The sequence below is a fragment of the Christiangramia marina genome (assembly GCF_048285865.1).
Classification (GTDB): Bacteria; Bacteroidota; Bacteroidia; order Flavobacteriales; family Flavobacteriaceae; genus Christiangramia; species Christiangramia marina.
This window is the reverse complement of sequence record NZ_JBLVTK010000002.1, coordinates 342,262-343,409: the sequence shown is the minus strand read 5'-3', so window position 1 is coordinate 343,409 and position 1,148 is coordinate 342,262. Positions and strand designations below refer to the sequence as shown.

The 1,148-nt window shown below is 41.6% G+C and carries 2 protein-coding genes; both read right to left on the bottom strand.

Annotation, left to right across the window (positions count from 1 at the left end):
- Positions 1 to 313 (bottom strand): galactose-1-phosphate uridylyltransferase (gene galT, locus ACNKXS_RS07990; protein WP_417920426.1); only part of this gene is annotated, 313 nt, incomplete at its 3' end.
- The coding region (gene galK, locus ACNKXS_RS07985; RefSeq protein ID WP_417920425.1) for a galactokinase at positions 303 to 1,148 on the bottom strand (846 nt) is incomplete at its 5' end. The genes galK and galT, both read right to left, overlap by 11 nt.

Genomic DNA, 1,148 nt, shown 5'->3' with positions numbered 1-1,148 from the left:
TGCAAATTCCCTTTTCAGTTTCAGCCTTCAGCAGGCCCTGTTCAAAATTCACTTTAGGAGTATCCGGAAGCAGAGAGCTATAATCGTTAATAAATGCATAAGGTTCAGAATACTTAGGATTCGTTTCTCCGCTTGCCCTGGTATTTCCTGGACATAGATAGCAACCCGGATCGTACGAGGCTTTATCATGGGTTTTATTCTCTTCGGTTTTACCCTGCCATGGTCTATTTGTGCGATGTGGTGAAACCAGTATCCATTCACCGGTCAAAATATTATACCTGCGATGAGGTAGTTTGTTCATTTCACTGTTCATGACATTCCAGTTTTATTATTTCTGTTCCGGCTGAAGGTCCAACTTTGATCGCTTCCGGGTAGATCTTGAATCTTTCAAAATATGCTTCGGAAATTTCAGTAATATAGCTTTCAACATCTTCAGAATTTATAAGGTTAATGGTGCAGCCGCCAAAGCCACCGCCCATCATTCTGCTTCCGTAGATAAATTCCTTATTTTCAGCATAATTAACCAGAAAATCGAGTTCCTGGCAACTCACCTCATATTGCTGCTGCAAGCCGCGATGAGAAGCATACATCAATTTCCCTAGGGCCTGAAGATCGTTATTGCGAAGCGCATCTGCAGCTGCCTCCACACGCTCATTTTCCTGCAGTACATATAAACAGCGTTGGTAAGTCTGCTCAGAAAGTTCAGATCGATAATCTTCTAGCAAGTCATAATCCACATCTCGCAAGCTTTTTATTTGCGAATTCTTCAATTGAATTAGCCTGATCGCTTCTTCACATTCCTCACGCCTGGAATTGTAATCACTGTCGGCCAGATTATGAGAAACCCTTGTGTTTAGCAGTAGCAATTCAAAGTTTCCGAGATCTGCAGGAATATATTCAGTAGCAAGACTTCGGCAATCCAATTTGATAAAATGATCCTTTTTGCTAAGAACAGAAGCAAATTGATCCATGATTCCGCAGTTAGAACCTACAAATTCATTTTCTGCACATTGAGATATCTTTGCGATCTCAATGTCGCTTAAATTCAGATCAAATAATTCATTAAGGCCCGCACAGAAACCACATTCCAGTGCTGCGGAAGAACTTATCCCGGCACCGGTAGGAAGATCGCTGGTAATCATACAATC